The following is a 13,211-nucleotide window of genomic DNA, read 5'->3' as shown; positions in this document are numbered from 1 at the left end:
GTCGCCTAAGGCCGTTTGCTTGTTTTTGTTGGATGTGTCTGACATAAGATGGATTTATTTTAGTGCGATTTTTACGGCCCGTTCAATTTCTTTTTCTGAAACAGCATATTCAAAGTCCTTGTCAACGTAGTCATAGACGATGTAGCGGTTTCGGCTGATGACAAACGTGGCAGGGAAGGGCACATCTTCCGAAATCCCCGCGATGCGGTCCCAAACGGGTTCAAATTCGGAATACACCCCCAGTGCTTCGCTGATTTTGTTATTGAGGTCTTGGACAATATTAAATTCAAGACCATAATCCTGCACTGTATGGACGATATTTTTGAACTGTTCGGTGCTGATAACTAGCATATTGGCGCCTAATTTGCTAATGCTCGAAAAAGCTTTGCTGAGGCGTTCGAGGTGGTTTACGCCGTATTTTTCCCAAGCGGGGCTGTAGGTACTCAAGACCAAAGGGCCTTCGTTTAGAAAATCGTGTAAATAAAAAAAGCTATTGGATTCAAGGTACACGGGCAGCTTCTGCCACACACCCACTTCCGCATTCACCCGAATGCTCGGTAGAAGTCCGCGATTTTTTACGGGTTGTACTTTTTGATAAGAAGTTGGTAATGATGAGATAAAATAATCTTCTCCAATGTTTTTTATGATGGCTCTCATGTTGTATTAAGAATTTGGGAGGTAAATGTTTCCGTAGAGTAAGCGTAAGTATTGGCGTTCGATGCTTCTTAGGTAAATCAATGCCGCAACGAGCAAGCCCGTCGAAAGTACAAAAGTGGTTGGACTAGGGTAGTAGTAATAAACGACGCCCATCAAACTACCCATCCGTAGGTATTCAAGGTAAAATACCCAGCGGCGTTGTTCTAAAATGGCACCACTGTTGACCAAGGTCAATAAAATAAATAGGGAAACTGCGAGCTGTACTGGCATCGGAACGTATTGTTCTAACAGCAAAAACCAAAAGAGTAAAAAGAGCGTAAACGCCATTTGACCCAGTACGTAACCTTTGAATCGGTGAGTGGGAGCTTGTACTTTTCGGTGAGACAAAAAAAGAATTTCTGCTTTTGCTCTCATTCGTTCGTCGAAGTCAGCGGGTTTACCAAATACGACTTTTATTTTGTTCCAAAATCCTTTTTGTGATTTTACAGCAAGTCCTAGTTCTACAAAAAAGTGAAAGTGTTGCCACAAAAAGCTGTGGCTTCCGAGGGGCTTTGTCAAACCATATACTGGCGCTTCGATTTCTTTGGCAAACGTCCCAAACAGCTTGTCCCAAATGATGAACATATCCCCGTAGTTTTTGTCGAGATACTGTTCATTGGCCGCGTGGTGAACGCGGTGGTGCGACGGTGTTACTAAAATATATTCTAAGATTCCTAGTTTTCCAATGAGCTGTGTATGTGTAAAAAAGGGGTAAATTCCGTGAATGATAAGTACGACCGTAATCATTTCCGCTGGGAAACCAATGATGGGAATGATGGTCCAAAAGAATGTTCGGGCAACCGCTTGAATGATGGTGATTCGGGTACCTGTAGTTAAATTAAAATCTTCGCTTTGGTGATGAACCACGTGAGCCGCCCAAAAAATATTTACTTCATGGCCAAGTCGATGGTACCAATACCACAAAAAGTCAGTAAACAATAGTAAAAGAATCCAGTGAAGAAGTGTCGGTTGGATGTCAAGCAACGCAAAATGTTGATGCAAATAGTCATAGACAAAGTAAAAACCGCCTGCGGTAAAAAGGTCAATCAAGCGTTCTGCAATTCCAACGTTGAGATTAGCAATGGTTTCATTAAAGTGAAAATACTTTTTCCCTGTTTTTCTAGCTATAAAGTATTCTAATCCGATAAAAAATAAGAAAAGGGGAACAGCAAAGGCAAAGATGTTGATGTTCATGGCTTGAGCATTAAAACAAAGTCAAAATATTGCGTAGGCTAAGAAGTACAATAACGATTCCGACAATTACCATTAAGATTTTTGGGTTTACTTTTCCGCACACATAAGCGGCAAAGGGAGAAGCGATTACACCACCAAGCAGTAACCCGATAACCACACGCCAGTTGTCAATGCCAATCATTAGGGTAAACATTCCAGCTCCTGCAGCTGCAATAAAAAACTCGGCGGTATTGACAGAACCAATGGTGTAGCGAGGGTCGCGACCGCTTCCAATCAAGGTGGAGGTAACGACAGGCCCCCAGCCACCGCCGCCTACGGCATCGACAAACCCACCGAGGAGTGCCAAAGGCCCGACGTATTTGGTTTTTGCTTTTGCTTTCTTTTTACCTAAGGCTTTGCGAATCACCACAATGCCCATAATAAGAAGGTAAATGGAAATGTAAGGTTTAATCAAATTACCGTCAAATGAACTCAAAATATAAGCACCCGTGACTGCCCCAATAATGCCAGGAATGAGCAAAAGTTTGAACAGTTTTTTGTTGACATTCCCAAACTTCCAATGTGACAATCCCGAAGCGCCGCTCGTGAATACTTCGGCAATGTGAACACTAGCACTAGCGGCTGCGGGAGGGACGCCCAAGCTCAACAAAAGTGACGTAGAGCTTATTCCGTAGGCCATTCCTAAAGCACCGTCGATGGTTTGGGCCAGAAAACCTGCCCCAATAAAAAGGAGGGTTTCGGAGGTAAATAAGTCTTTAAAACTCAGTTTCAGGTTGGCTCCCCAAAGCTGCCATCCTCCCAGACCCACGGCGGCTACTAAGATAAAAGCAAAAAGCCCGAAGAGAAGGTAATCACCCCCGAATACTCTTTTTTGAACGGATGTCTGTGCCATGGTTGTATTTGTTTAGGATTTTGAACGAGGGTCAAAACGAAACCCTCGTTCAAAATACGGTGAGGTTATAGCGTGTAGCGAAGCGTTACGCCGTAGGTACGTGGGTCTCCCAAAATACCACCAATTTGGCCTGCGCTGCCTGGAGCGACCAATAGTTGCTCGTAATAATCTTTGTTACCTAAGTTTCTTCCCCAGATAAAAATAGTCAAGCCATTTGATGCCCTGAAACCTACTCGGCCGTTGAGCAACGCGTAACCTTCAATGTCTAAGAAAGCTGAAGGTGAAGGGCTTGACGAAAATGTAGAGCGGTAATACACGTCAAGACCGCCGAAGAAATTGCCTTTGAGACCCAACAGACTTCCTTTGCCCGTAATTTCAGTACCAAGCGACCCTGCATATTTTGAAATACCTGGTAACTGACCTCCCGAAATATCTTTGAAAGCTTGTGCACCACCCACTTCTTCAATAGGCACTGGAGCGTTGGTGAATTTTACGTATTTTCCATCTGTGTAGGCGAAAGCACCCGTGAAAGAGAGGTGATTATTTACTTTGATGCTTCCATCTATTTCCACACCAATGATTCTTACGCGTTCTGCATTGGCCAAATATCCTCTATTTACGCCAGGTTCAGGGGTTTGTACTTGCGTTTGGTAATCTTTTATGTCAGTGTCGTGAAATACAATGTTCAGTACAGAGTTAGCAGATGGTTTAGTTTTAACCCCAAATTCAAGGTGAGAAACTGCCTCTGGTTTAACCGTAGCCAATTCAGTCAATACTCGGCCGCTTGCCGTTGGCAAACCACCTACATTGACACCAATTGGTTTATAGCTCAGTGAATACGTAGCGAAGGCATTGACGTTTTTGTTGAATTTATATTGCAAGGTTAATTGACCCGACCAGTTATCTTCTTCTGCATCAATGGTAAAGGTTTGGTTACTATAAACACTGTTTTTAATAGCAAGTAAGGCAGCATCAGTAGTTTGGAGTCCACCGTAAGTTACTCGACTGTAGTTGACCTTTTTAGTGTCTTTGTTGTATCTGATACCTGGTAATAGGTGCAATTTGTCGGTAATCGCCCAGTCAGCTTGTGCAAATAAGGCCACACTCGCTGATTTAATGTCATAAGTAGTTTTAATACCGTAGTTGTCCAATAGGCCAGGAGTTTTCCAACGCGCCACTACTACGGGATCTTGTGAACTAAGTGCAAAGCGCCACTGTGCTGAACCTGCTTCTTCAGTGTGCACTGGATCAGTTCTTAGGTCTTGCCACAAACCGAAAGCACCAATTACGCCGCTTACTTTGTCATTGATTTTTCCTGAATACCTGAATTCTTGCGAAAACTGGTCGTGGGCAGAGGTTCCTGATGATATAGTGAAAGACGGCAAACCGATGTAATCGCGGTCATTGAGTGGATCCCATTTCCAATAACGCCAAGCTGTTGTGGAAGTCAAGGTTCCTTTGCCGATTTTAAAGTCTGCATTCAAGGATAATCCCCCTAATTGGTTGCCAGCTCTGGATGGAGTATCATGGTCAATGATTCTTTCAAAAGCACTTTCATAGGGTAGTTTATAGTTCAAATCGGCGATAATGGCGTTGAATTGGCGATAAGCGGCGCGTTTTGTGGTGACTACTTTGGCGACTGGCCAACCGTACCCCACAGGTTTTTGGTCGGTGATGTCGGCGATAAAAGTGATGTTTATCTTTTCAGTTGGCTTGTATAAAAACTGCGTTCTGACGCCGATATTGTTGATGTCATTGATGTTGGTTTGGGTGCGAGTATTGTAAAACAACCCATTTCTTTGCGTACCCGAAAACGAAACCCTTGCCGCTAGTTTTTTGCTTAATGGACCAGAGATTGAAGTTTTTGCTTGAATGTAGCCGTAATTTCCGTAACTAAGTTCAAAGTTGGCAGTTGGGTCAAAAGAAGGAGCGCGTGAGGTTACGTTGAAGGCACCCGCAGTTGTATTTTTTCCAAATAAGGTTCCTTGTGGACCACGAAGTACCTCTACTTGGTCGATGTCAATAAAATCAAGGGCTGTAGCTGCTGGACGAGCGTAATAAACACCATCAACGTAATAGCCGACACCAGGGTCGATTCCGTCGTTGGTTAATCCGTAGGTTGAGCCTAATCCTCTGATATTGAGGGTAGTATTTCGAGCGTTTGAGGCATAAAACTGAACTGTTGGTACTAATTCCTTCAAACGGTTTACGTTAAAAGCACCTTGGTCTTCAACGGTTACTCCGCGTACTACCGAAATTGGAATAGGAATGTCTTGCACAGACTCCTGACGGCGGCGTGACGTAACGACCACGTCTTCGAGTTGGTTAGAACCTGCTTCTAAACGAATCTCCACTTTGGGTTCATTCACTACCAACTCTTTGGTTTTATAGCCTAGGTAGGAAACAATAAGCGTAAATGGAAGTTTTTGCCCCGTGATGAGTCGAAACTCGCCGTTGGCGTCGGTGGAGGCACCGTTTGTCGTACCCTTGATGGAGACCGAAGCGCCAATAAGGCGTTCGTTGGTGACGGCATCGATAACAGTTCCCGATAAGGTAGCATTAATAACGGGGGTGTTTTGTGCATTCGATTGAAATACAAAAAATAGTAAACCTATCGAATAGAATACTTTTAGAGCCTGTTTCATAATCGTGGCGAATTGGACAGTTTTTGGTGGTTGTTATTTGTGGTTTATGAAAATACCTATACCCTATCGAATATATGTATTATTAGAACTTTTAAATGGCCAGAGATTTTTTCTCTGGCCATTTTTGCTGGTCACAAAGGTCTAGTAGTGATTCGTGAAATCCAAATATTTTATAAAAAATATTTTTTACATAGATTTTGTGTTTTAGTAAAAGTGCTTGATAATCAGCCGTATTTACACGAAAAGAGGCGACTTTTCAGCCGCCTCTTTTCGTGTAAAAATATAAAATCAATTATTATTTATTTCTTCCTGTCGAAATCATTGCACAACGGAAACCAATCATGGCCGTCGAAGAATCTTGTGACAAGAAACGACGCGTTCCTGGTGACAACCAATAAGCTACGTCATTCCAAGAGCCTCCTTTGTAAACACGGAGTTTGTCGTTGATTACTGAGTTGTTACCTTTTACGTCATAGCGTTTTTCTTCGTCCAAGAAACCATCGCGACGTAACGGGTTCAAGTCTTTGAAGTCCATTGATGACAACGGACGATAGACGTCATATACCCACTCGTTTACGTTTCCAGCCATGTTGTACAAACCAAAATCGTTGGCAGGGTATTTGTAAACCTCTTCCGTGATAATGGCACCGTCGTTTGACTTACCAGCAATACCCGCATAGTCACCTTTGGCACGTTTGAAGTTGGCCATCATTTCTCCTTTGTGTTTGCCACGTGGGTTACGTAAAGATGAACCATCCCAAGGATAAATACGTTGGTTCGACTGGTTTTCGTCGGCATACTGTGTACCAATCATAGCCTTGGCGGCATATTCCCATTCAGCTTCGGTTGGAAGGCGATAGTTTGGTAGCACATAGCCACTTTCTACCGCTGGGCGAGCATTGGTGGCCAATGCTTCCGACTCAGCCATGGCTTGGCCTTTTTTCTTCTTACCACCCAGCGACGATTTCTTTGGTTTACCCGTAGCTTGTTTGGCTAGGTTATCGTTCACAAAGTTGGTACGCCAGATAGAATAGTCGTTTGCTTGTACCCACGATACGCCCACTACTGGGTACATACGGAAACCAGGGTGACGGAAGTAGTACGTTACGTACGAGTCGTTGAACGACAAGGGATCGTACCAAACCGTTGTGTCAGGAAGTGCTTTAGAGGCTACCTCTGCCGATGAATCGCGCTGTACGTAATGGAGGTATTCGAGGTAGTTGAGGTTGGTAATCTCGGTTTCATCCATGTAGAAAGACTGCACACTGACCGTACGCTCACGATTGTCACGAGAGTTCATCACATCCTCTTCCAACGCCCCCATGGTAAAACGTCCTCCTTCGATAAACACAAGGTTGGGACCTACCACTTGCGATTTGTAAGGCATTACTGCGAAGCCTTCTGGCTCGGTAGACGTTGCTGCAACACCTTTCTTCCCTTTTTTGGCTTTGCCGTTTTTAGAAGCAAAATCCACGTTCGTTGCTGTACTTTTCTTGCCTGGATTGAGGCTTGAAGGGTGTTTCGACTTACAAGCACTGATCAGCACTGTGGCTGAGAGCACCCAAATCGCCGCTTTCATACTGAATTTGACCATTTAGATTAAATAGTTAATCGTTATTAGTTATCCTTGTAATCGTTAATTACGAATTTTTGTACCTTAAATGTTTGTTTATTAACTCGGCAAAAGTACAATTATTGCCTTAAAAGAACTAAGAATCCGTCGATTTGTTGTCTATCAATAACTTTGCCAAACTTCAAAAAGGTCGTTTTTCTTGTTTTTTCGTTCAAATAACGAATCCTATTTTGACGGTATTGTCATAAGTAAAAAAGATTTTCAATAAAATGTCTCTGTGCCTTACTCAATTATACATACGATGTTGGCGATTGCGCCGCCTCTGCTTTGGTATCATTTATTGTGGAGCAATTACCACAACTAACGCCCAAACACCTGATTCGATTGCGTTGGAAATAAAATTTGCCCTTAACTACCTGGAAAAGAGCCAATGCGCGTTCACCATTGAGGGTAAAGAATATGCGGGCGAATGGCCTGCTTACATGCAAATGCACACGCGTTTTGTACTGTTAGGTACACGCCACAAGTACCGAGACTCAAACAGTTTTACCACAATTGGTATTCATAACTTGTTGGCTGAAATGTATTTGTCGGACACCGCTTTGCATAAAATTCGCCCCATGTTACTCAAAGCCTACCCCGAAATTTGTTCGTACGCTACGAATTTGGAATTTAATTTTTGGAAAAAATTACCGCCCAATCGCGACTTACAACGGGGGGCAGAACCGCAGCCTGTGCCGTTGGTGCGGCGTCCAACGCAGTATAAATTAAATTCTCGTTATATCAATAATGCTGCCAACGTCGAAAATGACGCCGACGATACGGCTTCGGGTAACTTGGCGATTTGGTATCACAACCGCATTTTTGGGACAAATGACAGCTTGGTAAGCCCTCGGATTTTTGACGCGTTTTTGGACGAAAATCGTAAAAATCGCCATTGGTACAATTACTTATTTAATGGCTTGCCTAATTCAAGTGCTTATATGACTTGGCTAGGAAAGGAGGCGGAATTTAAACGTTGGAATATCTTAAAAACGATTGGACACAACCAGACGTTTTTTCTGAAAAGTAGTATTTGCTACCCAACGCCTTATCAGCCTTACATTCCGTACGGGACCAACGACCTAGACGCCGTCGTGAACGCCAACGTCCTGACCTATTTGGCCAAAAAGGGCGAGTTGACCCAAAGCCGAGGGCGGGTAGGGGCAAAAAACTTTATTGAACACCAAGCAAAAATGCAGCGCTGGCGGCGGGCGGCGACGTATTACCCAAACCGCTACCATTTTCATTACGCGGTTGCCAAAGCATTTGCCGCTGGCGATTCTTCGTTACGACCAACTGCCAAAATCATGTTGAGTCACCTCGTTGCTTCACAGCGGGACAATGGAAGTTTTTGGAGTCGTCGAAAAGTAAATCACCGAGATGTGGTGCAGTCGTCGGCTTATGCGTTGTTGGCGTTGTTGTATTTTAAAGAAGCAGGAGTCGATGTTCCTAAAGAAAAAGTAGGGTTGGTGGTAGAGTTTTTAAATAGCCAAAAACAGCAGGAAAAAGACCAGATTTATTGGAAGGGAGGCGTGTTTTTTTCGGGAGGAACGGTGGTGCGCAATGTACTTTACTTCACATCCGATGCCTACACGACGGCGTTGATTGCCTTGGGCTTGCAAAAATTTCTTCAACTTTACTGAGCACTTCCTACAGTAGGAAGCGTGGGCTGAATCGTGATTTTAAGCAGGGTTTGGGCGCTACCGATGGCTAATGCGGTGTTTTCGGAAGTAAAAACGGCTTCGTAAATGCTAAATTGGTCGTTGAGTTGTATGCCAAAACGTTTGTATTTTCCTGCGTTGTCGCCCAGTAATATTTGTCCATTGCAGGCGGTGTAAAGCTCGTATTTGTGGTTGGTTACGCGCCCCCAAACCAAGCCCGAAAGTGGGATTTCGGAACGTTGCCGATTGCGATGAACGCGCCCTTTTTTTCCAATCCACCCACCCATGGCTACGTACTGCGATGGGCTGTCAAACTGAATTTCGTGAAAAATACTATTGCCTATTTTTTCCTGACGTTTCCATTGGTCGTTTGAGAGTGCGTACAAAAAAGTCTTGTTTGGGGTGTACATTAAGGCATATACTTGCTGATTATGAGGATTATACTTAACGCACCAAACCATTTGAAAAGGATTGCTATAGACTTTTTCCCAAGTGCGACCACGGTCAATGGATTTGAGAATAAAACCCAACGGAATGGTTTTCTGAGAGTGGGCAATGGCTGAGTTGCCACCGCAGATAAACGCCGTAGAGTCATTGACGACGGCCATGTTGTAAAAACATGCTTTTTCGTAGCCTTTTACCCGTATCACTTCCCACGTTTTTGACCCTAAGTTGTGTTTGTAAATCACTCCTTTATCACCGCAAGCAATCAGGTTTTGGTCATCGAAGCGGTCAAATTTATAAATATCAACGTGTTGGTTGGGGTACGAAATGTCGGAAAGTTGGCCGTTGGCATCACTGGCTTTGAGGGTTCCGTACTTGCCACCAATCCAAAATTGGTTGGCTACGGGAATAATATCATAAAAGGAAGAGTCGCTGAAAGACGTTCCTTGTTGGAGAACTTGGATACTAACCTCTTGGGCATAGACGGCCAAAGTGGTTAAGAGTAGGAGGATGATAGACGTTATTTGGGCTGTAAATTTCAACTATACGAGTTTTTTCTTTCCTGCAAAAATACGTAGTGGGCGGTTCTTTCCCAACTATCCTAAAGACAACTTACTGGCCTTTTACCACTACAGAGAAGAAGAAACTAAAAAAACGCGCCATTCCATCTGTTTTGGAATAGCGCGTTTTTGTTTGTGGTACTATCTATTAGTGAAGAGCGTGACGCATACGGGTGGCGTTGTTTTTGACTTTCCGAAAGAACAAGTCACGGTGTGCTTGATCTACGTTTGTGTTGAGTTCATCCTGTTTGGGATGATAAGTTGAATAAAGCAACGCCGATGAAACTGCAAGTCCGATGAGTCCTACACCCATGATTATTAACAAAATGAGAGCTTCCATACAATTGAACAGTTTTTAAGTGAAACATCAACAAAAACGTAGCGTCGTGGTGCTAAACCGTTCCTCTACGGATAAATCCAATCAGGAACGAGATAACGGCAAATACCAAAAGAATGTGAATAAGCCCAGAAGCGCTGTAGGCAAATGCCCCAATTAACCAGCCTATTACTAAAATAACCGCGATAATATACAAGAGAGAGCGCATGATTGAAAATGGTTTTAGGTTGAAAAATTGATTGATGCTCAGTGAGTTAAAAACTTTGTTCCAATGTCAAAAAGACCCAAAAAATGGGGAAAATACGGCGAGACATGGGGGAAAGTGTGGAACAAATGCCACAGTTGGGGCAAACAATGGCTTTGGAACGTGTGTTTTACTAATAATAGAAAACATGAAAAACTATGAAAGCACAGATGAATAACCTAGGAGTCAAGACTTTACAGTTGCTTAACTGGGTCTTTTTTGTAGTGATGATTGCGGCCAATTACCTTGCCGTAGCGCTACCTTTAAACCATAAAACTACGGGTCAGCTTTCTGACCAATACCCTAATTTATTTGTCCCTGCCCCCCTCACGTTTTCCATTTGGGGAGTGATTTATCTTCTCCTTTTTTGGTTTTGTGTCAAGCAAAGCAAGTCGATGTTTCAAAGAAATGTGGATCCTGCCACGGGCGAAACGGTTAGAAGTATCGGGTTGGGGTTTGTGACGACCTGCTTTCTGAATGCCTCTTGGATTTGTTTGTGGCATTTTGAGTACATCGCCATTTCGGTAGTCGTTATGGTGTTGTTATTGGCCCAATTGGTTCAAATCAATCGCAAAATAGATGGCATTGCCCCAGCGCTTACGCTCGGAAGTCGGGTGGCACTAAAAGCGCCATTTGGGTTGTATTTGGGCTGGATTTGCATTGCAACGATTGCCAACGTGACTGCCTATTTGGTAAGTTTAGGCTGGACAGGCAACGAGGTGTCGTGGGCAAGTACAATGGTCGTTATTGGCGCCATTGTGACGGGCATTGCCCTGAATATACTCCGTAATGGGTATTTGAGCCTTTCAGTTTTGTGGGCTTTTACGGGCATCCTCATCGCACGCCATCAAGCAGCAGAGTACCACCGTATTTTGGTGTGGGCCACGGTGTTTGCTATGCTGCTTGTGGTGGGTGCGTTGGCGATTGAGCTATTGCGGTCGTTGTTCCGAAAAACAATCATCAGACCATTTCCTCCTCAGCAAAGGACGTATATTTCGCAAGTGGAAACATCACAGTAAAAGTGGTGCCTTTTTCAAGTTCGGATTCGACTTCGACCGTCGCTTGATGCGAATGTAAAATGGTAAGCGTAGCGGCTAATCCCAAGCCTAAACCGTTTGTTTTTGAGGTAAAATAAGGCTCAAATAAACGGTTTAGGTTTTCTGGGCTAATCCCCGAGCCATTGTCTTGGACTTTGACAAAACAGGTTTCGTCGTCGATGTAAGTAACAATGGTCAGCACGCCCGATTCGGGTTCCATGGCCTCGATGGCATTGATAATAAGATTGAGTAGGGCAATTTTAATTTTTGACTCGTCTAACTCCAAAAAACACGCCTGTCCAAATTCTTTGACCAGTGTAATTTTCTTCAAATTGATGCGGTCGATGGCCTCAGCAAGGGCTGCTTCCAAAATATCTTGAATAGAAACGTGTTTGAGAATCGTTTCTTGGGGTTTAAAGGAGTTGAGGAGTTCGGTGATGAGGCCGTTGATTCGGTGGCCGTTTCGCCGAATTATATCTGTAAAAAGGCGTAAATCTTCGTCTTCAAGCTCAGGTTCTAGTTGATCGAGCGACAGGTGTATGTTGGTAAGGGGGTTCCGAACTTCGTGGGCAAGCGTTCGTACAAGACGGGCTGTTGAAGCGGCTTTTTCGGCCAGTAATCGGTCTCGTTCAAGTTTTTTTCGGGTCGTAATATCCTGAATGACAATCATAATGTACGGAATCCCCTCGCTGTCGGTGTGCCTGCTGATGTGGAGAGAACAGAGCATTCGTTCGTTGTTTTTTCGGAGCAATAGCGCATCGAAATGGTCTAACGAATCGCGGTGCTCAAGGGCCTGTACGTAGCGGTCATAATCAGAAACAGTGACAAACAAATCGCGAAAATGAAGCTGTCGGATGTCGGTTTCGTCAAATCCAAGGAGGGTAAGGGCGGCAGTATTGTGGTAAAAAATGAGTCCATTGGGGCGCTTCAAAAGCACCGCATCTTTCATGTGCTCAAAAATATTACGCAGCCTGGTTTCGCTTTCTCGTAGCCGCCGAACACTTTCTGCACGCTCCAATGAATACCGAATACACCGATTTAATTTTTCAGAATCCAACTCACTTTTAACCAGATAATCCATCGCACCCAGACGCATGGCTTCGAGGTCGATGTGCTGGTCGCCTTTTCCCGTAAGCAGCACGATGGGGCAACTTACGCCCCTTTCGAGGGCCATTTTGAGCAAGTCGATACCCGTTTTTGCCCCCAACAAAAAATCAAAAAAACAGAGGTCGAAGTTATCCTGCGTGAGTTTTTTGATGCCCTCATTGAATGAATTTGCCCAAGTGATGTCAAACGTCTTGGAAGGTATTTCTTTGAGGTAGTCGGAGGTTAGATAAAAATCATCTTCGTCGTCGTCAACGATGAGGAGTTTGAGGGTTTCGGTGCTCATGTGCGTTAAAAAAGCTTACTTACGATTTTGCGGAAGTTGAACAATATCAAGCCAATAGTGGCCGAGGGTTCGGGCTATTTCGGTAAATTCGGTGAATGTGACGGGTTTGGTAATAAAACTATTTACGCCCAATTGGTACGTTTTTAGGACGTCCTGTTCAGCTTTGGACGTAGTGAGGGCAACGATTGGTATAGAACGTAGCGTTTCGTCCGACTTAATTTCCTTGAGGGCTTCGCGACCATCCATTTTGGGCATATTGAGGTCAAGCAAAATAAGCGAAGGCCGTGGCGCATCGGCGGGTTCGGCGTATTTGTTGCGTTTTTTGAGGTAATCAAGTAGCTCCAGACCGTCGTTTACAAAGCGAATATCAATATATGAACGGGCTTCTTCAAAGGCTTCTTTGGTGAACAGTTGATCATCTTCATCATCTTCAGCGACCAAAATTAATGCTCGATTTTTGCTGTAGTGGGTGTCTTGTGCTTCCAAAGTGGTTGGT

General features: G+C 44.0%; 12 protein-coding genes. 2 read left to right on the top strand and 10 right to left on the bottom strand.

From position 1 onward, the window contains the following. Positions 1–54: 54 nt before the first annotated feature. The 5 genes from DTQ70_RS12385 to gldJ all read right to left on the bottom strand — a co-directional run bounded on the left by DTQ70_RS12385 (position 55) and on the right by gldJ (position 7,021). Positions 55–657: a redoxin domain-containing protein gene (locus tag DTQ70_RS12385; protein WP_122931084.1), complete on the bottom strand. Its 603-nt coding sequence runs from the start codon at positions 655–657 to the stop codon at positions 55–57. A gap of 6 nt (positions 658–663) precedes the next feature. After that, complete coding sequence (locus DTQ70_RS12380; protein ID WP_122931083.1) at positions 664–1,890, bottom strand: sterol desaturase family protein; 1,227 nt, start codon at positions 1,888–1,890, stop codon at positions 664–666. A 10-nt stretch (positions 1,891–1,900) separates the two neighbouring features. Then, the gene (locus DTQ70_RS12375) at positions 1,901–2,782 is read right to left on the bottom strand and encodes a sulfite exporter TauE/SafE family protein (protein ID WP_122931082.1); all 882 of its coding nucleotides are present in this window, start codon (positions 2,780–2,782) and stop codon (positions 1,901–1,903) included. Positions 2,783–2,847: 65 nt separating this feature from the next. Then, positions 2,848–5,427, bottom strand: a complete 2,580-nt coding sequence (locus DTQ70_RS12370) for a TonB-dependent receptor (protein WP_122931081.1) — start codon at positions 5,425–5,427, stop codon at positions 2,848–2,850. A gap of 295 nt (positions 5,428–5,722) precedes the next feature. Further along, positions 5,723–7,021: a gliding motility lipoprotein GldJ gene (gldJ, locus tag DTQ70_RS12365; RefSeq protein ID WP_122931080.1), complete on the bottom strand. Its 1,299-nt coding sequence runs from the start codon at positions 7,019–7,021 to the stop codon at positions 5,723–5,725. Between the two features lie 248 nt (positions 7,022–7,269). On the opposite strand from gldJ, the gene DTQ70_RS12360 reads away from it, so the two are divergent. Then, positions 7,270–8,685, top strand: a complete 1,416-nt coding sequence (locus DTQ70_RS12360) for a hypothetical protein (protein ID WP_206019704.1) — start codon at positions 7,270–7,272, stop codon at positions 8,683–8,685. On the opposite strand, the gene DTQ70_RS12355 is transcribed toward DTQ70_RS12360, so the two are convergent. The 3 genes from DTQ70_RS12355 to DTQ70_RS12345 form a co-directional block, all read right to left on the bottom strand. Beyond that, complete coding sequence (locus tag DTQ70_RS12355) at positions 8,679–9,689, bottom strand: hypothetical protein (protein WP_122931078.1); 1,011 nt, start codon at positions 9,687–9,689, stop codon at positions 8,679–8,681. The two genes, DTQ70_RS12360 and DTQ70_RS12355, sit on opposite strands and share 7 nt — an antisense overlap. Before the next feature lie 166 nt (positions 9,690–9,855). Next, entirely contained in the window at positions 9,856–10,047 is a 192-nt protein-coding gene (locus DTQ70_RS12350) for a hypothetical protein (protein WP_122931077.1), read from the bottom strand. 52 nt (positions 10,048–10,099) lie between these two features. Continuing rightward, entirely contained in the window at positions 10,100–10,252 is a 153-nt protein-coding gene (locus DTQ70_RS12345) for a lmo0937 family membrane protein (RefSeq protein ID WP_122931076.1), read from the bottom strand. A gap of 194 nt (positions 10,253–10,446) precedes the next feature. Between DTQ70_RS12345 and DTQ70_RS12335 the strand changes: the two genes are divergently transcribed. Then, positions 10,447–11,307 carry a hypothetical protein gene (locus DTQ70_RS12335; RefSeq protein WP_206019702.1) on the top strand — a complete coding sequence of 287 codons (861 nt, stop codon included), beginning with the start codon at positions 10,447–10,449 and terminating at the stop codon, positions 11,305–11,307. On the opposite strand, the gene DTQ70_RS12330 is transcribed toward DTQ70_RS12335, so the two are convergent. Together DTQ70_RS12330 and DTQ70_RS12325 are read right to left on the bottom strand one after the other, a co-directional pair. Beyond that, complete coding sequence (locus tag DTQ70_RS12330) at positions 11,249–12,715, bottom strand: hybrid sensor histidine kinase/response regulator (protein ID WP_122931074.1); 1,467 nt, start codon at positions 12,713–12,715, stop codon at positions 11,249–11,251. The two genes, DTQ70_RS12335 and DTQ70_RS12330, sit on opposite strands and share 59 nt — an antisense overlap. Before the next feature lie 15 nt (positions 12,716–12,730). Continuing rightward, positions 12,731–13,201: a response regulator gene (locus tag DTQ70_RS12325; RefSeq protein ID WP_206019700.1), complete on the bottom strand. Its 471-nt coding sequence runs from the start codon at positions 13,199–13,201 to the stop codon at positions 12,731–12,733. Positions 13,202–13,211: the final 10 nt, after the last annotated feature.

The organism is Runella sp. SP2 (assembly GCF_003711225.1).
In the GTDB taxonomy this organism is placed as follows: Bacteria; Bacteroidota; Bacteroidia; order Cytophagales; family Spirosomataceae; genus Runella.
The sequence above is the reverse complement of the archived record's forward strand: the minus strand, read 5'-3'. Positions and strand labels throughout refer to the sequence as shown.

Excerpts from the sequence above, each read along its gene's own strand:
- DTQ70_RS12385 (WP_122931084.1), bottom strand. The coding sequence starts at position 657 with ATGAGAGCCATCATAAAAAACATTGGAGAAGATTATTTTATCTCATCA.
- DTQ70_RS12380 (WP_122931083.1), bottom strand. The coding sequence starts at position 1,890 with ATGAACATCAACATCTTTGCCTTTGCTGTTCCCCTTTTCTTATTTTTT.
- DTQ70_RS12375 (WP_122931082.1), bottom strand. The coding sequence starts at position 2,782 with ATGGCACAGACATCCGTTCAAAAAAGAGTATTCGGGGGTGATTACCTT.
- DTQ70_RS12370 (WP_122931081.1), bottom strand. The coding sequence starts at position 5,427 with ATGAAACAGGCTCTAAAAGTATTCTATTCGATAGGTTTACTATTTTTT.
- gldJ (WP_122931080.1), bottom strand. The coding sequence starts at position 7,021 with ATGGTCAAATTCAGTATGAAAGCGGCGATTTGGGTGCTCTCAGCCACA.
- DTQ70_RS12360 (WP_206019704.1), top strand. The coding sequence starts at position 7,270 with ATGTCTCTGTGCCTTACTCAATTATACATACGATGTTGGCGATTGCGC.
- DTQ70_RS12350 (WP_122931077.1), bottom strand. The coding sequence starts at position 10,047 with ATGGAAGCTCTCATTTTGTTAATAATCATGGGTGTAGGACTCATCGGA.
- DTQ70_RS12345 (WP_122931076.1), bottom strand. The coding sequence starts at position 10,252 with ATGCGCTCTCTCTTGTATATTATCGCGGTTATTTTAGTAATAGGCTGG.
- DTQ70_RS12335 (WP_206019702.1), top strand. The coding sequence starts at position 10,447 with ATGAAAGCACAGATGAATAACCTAGGAGTCAAGACTTTACAGTTGCTT.
- DTQ70_RS12330 (WP_122931074.1), bottom strand. The coding sequence starts at position 12,715 with ATGAGCACCGAAACCCTCAAACTCCTCATCGTTGACGACGACGAAGAT.